This window comes from Hominiventricola sp. (genome assembly GCF_057604405.1).
This window is the reverse complement of record NZ_DBLYVB010000002.1, coordinates 201,320-207,461: the sequence shown is the minus strand read 5'-3', so window position 1 is coordinate 207,461 and position 6,142 is coordinate 201,320. Positions and strand designations below refer to the sequence as shown.

Annotated in this window: 6 protein-coding genes and 1 other RNA gene; all 7 read right to left on the bottom strand. The window is 45.1% G+C overall.

Annotated features, from left to right (window positions below; genetic code table 11):
- The coding region (locus ACZMB2_RS03115) for a hypothetical protein (RefSeq protein WP_487595458.1) at nucleotides 1-290 on the bottom strand (290 nt) is incomplete at its 3' end.
- Between the two features lie 113 nt (nucleotides 291-403).
- Nucleotides 404-594, bottom strand: a non-coding RNA gene (gene ssrS, locus ACZMB2_RS03110) — 6S RNA.
- 68 nt (nucleotides 595-662) lie between these two features.
- Nucleotides 663-1,424 (bottom strand): copper homeostasis protein CutC, encoded by a 762-nt coding sequence (locus ACZMB2_RS03105; RefSeq protein ID WP_487595457.1) that lies wholly within the window; start codon nucleotides 1,422-1,424, stop codon nucleotides 663-665.
- Nucleotides 1,425-1,542: 118 nt separating this feature from the next.
- Nucleotides 1,543-3,156, bottom strand: coding sequence for a phosphoenolpyruvate carboxykinase (ATP) (gene pckA / locus ACZMB2_RS03100; RefSeq protein ID WP_487595456.1), 1,614 nt, complete (start codon nucleotides 3,154-3,156; stop codon nucleotides 1,543-1,545).
- A 253-nt stretch (nucleotides 3,157-3,409) separates the two neighbouring features.
- On the bottom strand, nucleotides 3,410-3,754 hold the full coding sequence (locus ACZMB2_RS03095) for a hypothetical protein (RefSeq protein WP_487595455.1): 345 nt from the start codon (nucleotides 3,752-3,754) through the stop codon (nucleotides 3,410-3,412).
- A gap of 9 nt (nucleotides 3,755-3,763) precedes the next feature.
- Nucleotides 3,764-5,257, bottom strand: coding sequence for a threonine synthase (gene thrC, locus ACZMB2_RS03090; protein WP_487595454.1), 1,494 nt, complete (start codon nucleotides 5,255-5,257; stop codon nucleotides 3,764-3,766).
- Nucleotides 5,258-5,348: 91 nt separating this feature from the next.
- Nucleotides 5,349-6,056, bottom strand: coding sequence for a cell wall hydrolase (locus ACZMB2_RS03085; RefSeq protein ID WP_487595453.1), 708 nt, complete (start codon nucleotides 6,054-6,056; stop codon nucleotides 5,349-5,351).
- Between the last annotated feature and the right edge of the window lie 86 nt (nucleotides 6,057-6,142).

Sequence of the window (6,142 nt, the reverse complement as noted above, 5' to 3'; positions counted from 1 at the left end):
TAATCAAGTTCTCCCGGATATCCTTCCCCTGCATCTTTTTCCTTATGATAAATACTGCCATCCTGATCCAGCAAAAGAACACGGATCTTTGCATCCCTCCCCGGAGATGTCCATATTTTTTCCTGTCCAACAGCTTCCCCTGTCTCTTCGCCGCCGTCCTCTTCTGATATTAGTAATTCTTCTCCTGTCTCTCCTTTTCTATCCGGATCTCTCCTAAGTGCCAGGATCATCAGAACCCCTGTCATACACAGCAGAATCAATGTCTTTACTTTCAGTCTGCTTCGATACATGTTCCACCTCCCACTGACACCGGCTTACAATACAGAGTCATCTGCACCTATCAGAGCTCTCCATGTCGCATAAATAAAGAAAGGGTACTGCAATCTGCAGTACCCGTAATCTTCCGTTTCCCAAAGTGCCGTTCCCTGTATTTTGACGCCTAGCCATGAGCTAGGTGGGTAACCTCAACAAGTATTCAGCCTTCCACTGGCGTCCGGTAGGGACGGAGGCGTGACATCCAACTTGCGATTTTGGAATCCCATAAACGTAAATGTAGGTTCAAAATAACAGGGCTCTCGAACACCCCAGGAAATCTGTATCCTTAGTATACCCTATTTCCTGTAATTTGACAACCAGAGTAAGTAAAAACTTACGAAAATATATCATTTTTCACAGAAATGTGACAAAATCCGGGATGCCGCAAGAATCTCCTCCTCATCTGTCCGCCAGATTTCAAACTCGCTGATTCCCGGCAGCCCCATAGGAACTCCTTCTCTCCGATATGTCATGGAAGATGGTATCGTCTTCTTTCCAGACATATGATAAGCAAGAATTCCTGTCATAGGATACAGTTTCTCAATGGAATCTCCATGAATACCTGCCCCTGCCATCAGCATAATCCGGTTTCCGGCCATTTTCTGAAGGCGTTTCAGACAATCTGCCCCTTTCAGTGCGCTCTCCTTTTGTCCGGATGTCAGGATCGTTCCGATACCTAGGGAAATCGTCTGCTCCAGTACTTTCTCCGGATCTCTGCATACATCAAATGCCCGGTGCAGTGTAATTTCCATATCTCCGGCCAAATCCACCAATCGTTTCATCCGCTCCAGATCAAGACTTCCATCTTCCTTCAGGCAGCCAATGACAACTGCGTCAGCGCCCAGTTTTCTGAAATGAGATACCTGATGTTCCATTATCTGAAATTCTTCTTCTGTATAGCAGAAATCTCCAAATCTTGGGCGGATCAGCACCCGTGTAGGAAGACTGGAATGTTCCCTGACACTACGGTACAGCCATTCATCTGGCGTCACTCCCCCGATGATCAGATGCCCGCATAACTCCAGACGGTCGGCGCCACCCCGTTCTGCTGCTTCTGCAGATTCCGGACTGTCCACACAGGCTTCCAGAATCATTTTTCCATGTTTCATTGTATGCCCCTCCCTTTTTCTTTATACCTGCCAGTCATATGGAAAGAATTTTTCCTATACGGTGAAAAAAAGGAGCGTTGCCTAAGCAACACTCCTTTGATCATTCGTAAATATAAGATTACAGCTGCGGACCAGCAGATACAAGTGCTTTTCCGTCTGCGTTGCTCTCGTATTTAACAAAGTTTTTCTGGAAACGAGCAGCAAGATCCTTAGCTTTCTCTTCCCACTGAGCAGCGTCAGCGTAGGTATCTCTCGGATCAAGGATTGCCGGATCAACACCCGGAAGCTCGGTCGGAACTTCGAAGTTGAAGAACGGAATCTTCTTGGTCGGAGCAGTCAGGATAGCGCCATCAAGGATTGCATCGATAATACCACGGGTATCTTTGATGGAAATACGTTTTCCGGTTCCGTTCCATCCGGTATTAACAAGGTAAGCTTTAGCGCCGCTCTTCTTCATTTTCTTAACCAGCTCATGAGCATATTTGGTCGGATGCAGCTCAAGGAATGCCTGTCCGAAGCATGCGGAGAAGGTCGGGGTCGGCTCAGTGATTCCACGCTCGGTTCCTGCAAGTTTTGCAGTAAATCCAGACAGGAAGTAGTACTCAGTCTGCTCCGGAGTCAGAATAGATACCGGCGGAAGTACACCAAATGCATCTGCAGACAGGAAGATTACGTTCTGAGCATCCGGTCCAGCGGATACCGGGTTTACATTCTGAGCAATTTTCTCGATATGGTTAATCGGATAAGATACACGGGTATTCTCGGTTACGCTCTTATCAGCGAAATCGATCTTTCCGTCTTTGTCAAGAGTAACGTTCTCAAGAAGAGCGTCACGTCTGATTGCATTGTAGATATCCGGCTCGGAATCTTTATCAAGGTTGATAACTTTTGCATAGCAGCCGCCCTCGAAGTTGAATACTCCGTTGTCATCCCAGCCGTGCTCGTCATCACCGATCAGAAGACGTTTCGGGTCGGTAGACAGGGTAGTCTTACCAGTTCCGGAAAGTCCGAAGAAGATAGCAGTATTCTTTCCTTCCATATCTGTGTTTGCAGAGCAGTGCATGGAAGCGATGCCCTTCAGCGGCAGATAATAGTTCATCATGGAGAACATACCTTTCTTCATCTCTCCGCCATACCAGGTATTTGCAATAACCTGCTCACGGGTAGTGATGTTGAACATAACTGCAGTCTCAGAATTCAGACCCAGCTCTTTGTAATTCTCAACTTTAGCTTTGGATGCGTTGTAAACAACGAAATCCGGCTCGAAGGTCTCAAGCTCTTCAGCAGTCGGCTTAATGAACATATTGGTTACGAAGTGTGCCTGCCAAGCTACTTCTACGATGAAACGGATAGCCATACGGGTATCTTTGTTAGCTCCGCAGAATGCATCTACAACATACAGTTTTTTGTTGGAGAGCTCTTTCTTAGCCAGCTCTTTTACAGCCTCCCATGCTTCCTGGGTTGCCGGATGGTTGTCATTTTTGTACTCATCAGAAGTCCACCATACAGTGTCCTTAGAGTTCTCATCCATTACAATATATTTGTCCTTGGGGGAGCGTCCGGTATAAATACCAGTCATAACGTTTACTGCACCGAGCTCACTTACCTGTCCTTTTTCGAAACCTTCCAGACCCGGTTTGGTCTCCTCTTCGAAAAGCATCTCATAAGAAGGATTGTGTACGATTTCTGTTGTTCCGGTGATACCATACTTGGTTAAATCAATTTTTCCCATGTTTCACTAGACCTCTTTCTTATATAGTATATTCTGCACAGACCCGGAAAATAAGTTTTCCTGTTCTGATTCAGACAACATCAAACTCGAAAAAACTACGTTTTTTCTCATTGACAGACTCTAAAAAAGACTTTGCCTTTTTCTTCGTTGACAGACTCAAAAAAGACGTTGTCTTTTTTTTCGTTGACATGTGGGAAAAATGAAATTTTTCCCACATGTCACATTATTGCATTCCGTGAAAAAAATGTCAAGCTCAAAAGTACTTTTTTAATGCTTTGCTTACTGCAATTCCGTACCAGATCAAAGCCAGCGTAAAGATCACGATAAAGGTCATATATAACCCATTAATATTCACAAGATAGCTGTTGATCAGTGATACAACACCGTAAGCCACCATGATACCTCCAAGCGCATACAGCTTGGGAGCCATGAGGTTTACATATTCCTGTAAATTTTTGCAGGAATTTACATCTGTATCCTTGAATACAAGAAAAGTTTTTATAATCTTTCCCTGGGTCTTCAATACATACGCTGAATACAGTGCATAAAATCCGCACCCAAGGATCAAAAGATCCATTAAATCCCAAACACCGCCCATACTGTTCTCCTATTCTACTTCCAGGAAGCTGCGAACCGTCTTTTCCATATCAGCGGCATCACATACCGTAGTATGACGAACTGGAGCTGTACGGATTTCTTCAATGGCCTTCGGCACATTTACTCCGGAAATTGTACTCAATTCATCCACAAGTTCAAAATCAGACATTCTGCCATATTTTTCTGCGTTAATGGCATCCATGACGCTACGCGTAAATTTATACGGACTTGCAGTGGAAGCAATCACCGTCTTCGTCTCATCACCGGATTCTGCCTTATATTTTTCATATGCGCAGGCAGCAACAGCGGTATGAGTGTCCATCACATATCCTGTATCCTGGAATGTTTTGGAAATTTCCTGTGCTGCTTCTCCTTCCGTTGCGTAATAGCCGCGGAAATCTTCCAGCTTTTCTTTCATGGCATCCGTAATCGTGTATTTTCCATCTTTGGAAAGAGCATTCATGAGCTCTACATCTTTTGCAGAATCCGATCCGGAAATCAGATACAGAAGTCGCTCCAGATTACTGGAGATCAGGATATCCATAGATGGAGAAGTTGTCAAAATGAAAGGACGATTTCTGTCATATTCTCCTGTCTGGAAGAAGTCATATAAAACTTTGTTGTCATTGGATGCACAGATCAGTTTTCCAATCGGAACACCCAACTGTTTTGCGTAATAAGCTGCCAGAATGTTTCCAAAGTTTCCGGTAGGTACCACCACGTTAATGGTCTCACCATCTTTGATTTCATTACTTTCCAGAAGTTTTGCATAGGCATACACATAATATACCACCTGTGGAACCAGTCTTCCGATATTGATGGAATTGGCACTGGAGAACTGATAACCAGCTTTATTAAGCTCCTCTGCAAGCGCTTTATTTCCAAAAATAGCTTTTACACCACTCTGTGCGTCGTCAAAATTGCCATGAATTCCTACAACGAATGTATTATCACCTTTCTGGGTAACCATCTGTTTTTCCTGAATGGGACTGACACCATTCTTTGGATAAAAAACAATGATCTTCGTGCCTGGCACATCTGCAAATCCGGCCAGTGCTGCCTTTCCTGTATCTCCGGAAGTCGCCGTCAGAATGACAATGTCATTTTTGATATGGTTTTTCTTTGCTGCTGTCGTCATTAGATATGGGAGAATAGACAGAGCCATATCCTTGAACGCAATCGTTGCTCCATGGAACAGTTCCAGAAAATAAGCACCTTCCACCTTTGCCAGTGGTGCAATGACGCTGGTATCAAACTTTTCATCATAGGCACCCTGTATACAATGCTTTAATTCCTCTTCTGTAAAATCTGTCAAAAACAGCTTCATAACCTCATAAGCTGTCTCCTGATAGGACATCTTTGAAAGCTCTTTCATTGTAAGAGTAAGCTTCGGGATCTCCATAGGCACAAACAGTCCACCGTCGCGGGCAAGACCCTGTAATATTGCCTGGGAAGCAGTCACTGCCTCTCCAGCGCCTCTGGTACTCTTGTATAACACTTCCATGTTCCGTTCCTCTTTCCATTTTATGCTTTTAACACTTCGCAGTGTACCACAACAAAGCAAAAAAAGAAAGAGGCAACTGCCTCTTTCTTTCCTATAACGTATAAAAAATATGATTTCCGTGTTCCAGTACCCGGTTCAGACTCTGGTCAAACCAGCTGCTTGTACTCCGTACAGACCGGAAGAATAATGCGCCCTGTGACACATCCTCTCCTCCCAATACCCGGTTCACAGCTTCGGTTGTATCTTGAGATACATTCACCCGGTCAATTCTTCCATCCACGGTAGGGGCAAACTGTGCGCCGCACTCTGTGTTCTGGTAGACCACTCCGGTCACCGTTGCGGGAAAAATTCCGCTCCGCACTCGGTTCATGACCACATTCGCTACCAGCATTTTGCCAATGGTATCTTCACCTCCGGCTTCTGCCTCCACTATTCGTAGGAGCACCTGATACTCCTGTTCATCCAAATTTAAATTTGCTGCCGCCGCCTCAGTGGGTATTTCCTCAGGTGCCATTTCCGGTACAGACTCTTCCGGAACGGGTTCTTCCGGTACAACTTCCTCTGCCGCTGGTTCTTCCTGAATTGGCTGCACTGCAGCTTCCTCTGTTGGTATTTCTGTTTCGACGTTTTCTGCTCCTGTCTGGACTTCCTGCTGAAAGGCTGTCGCAAGCTCTTCCGTAAGTACATCCTCTGCAGCATATGCAGTCAGTGTGCCTATACTGCAGGAGTTGAAGGATGCAAGACCTGTTGTCAGGAACGTTCCCAACACAAGCGCTGCAGCCCGATAGCATCTACGCATACATACACTCCTTTTCTTTATGATCGGCATTTATGCCTCTTTCTTCACGAGATGTTTGTGTTCCCGTGGGTTACAGTTTGGCATTA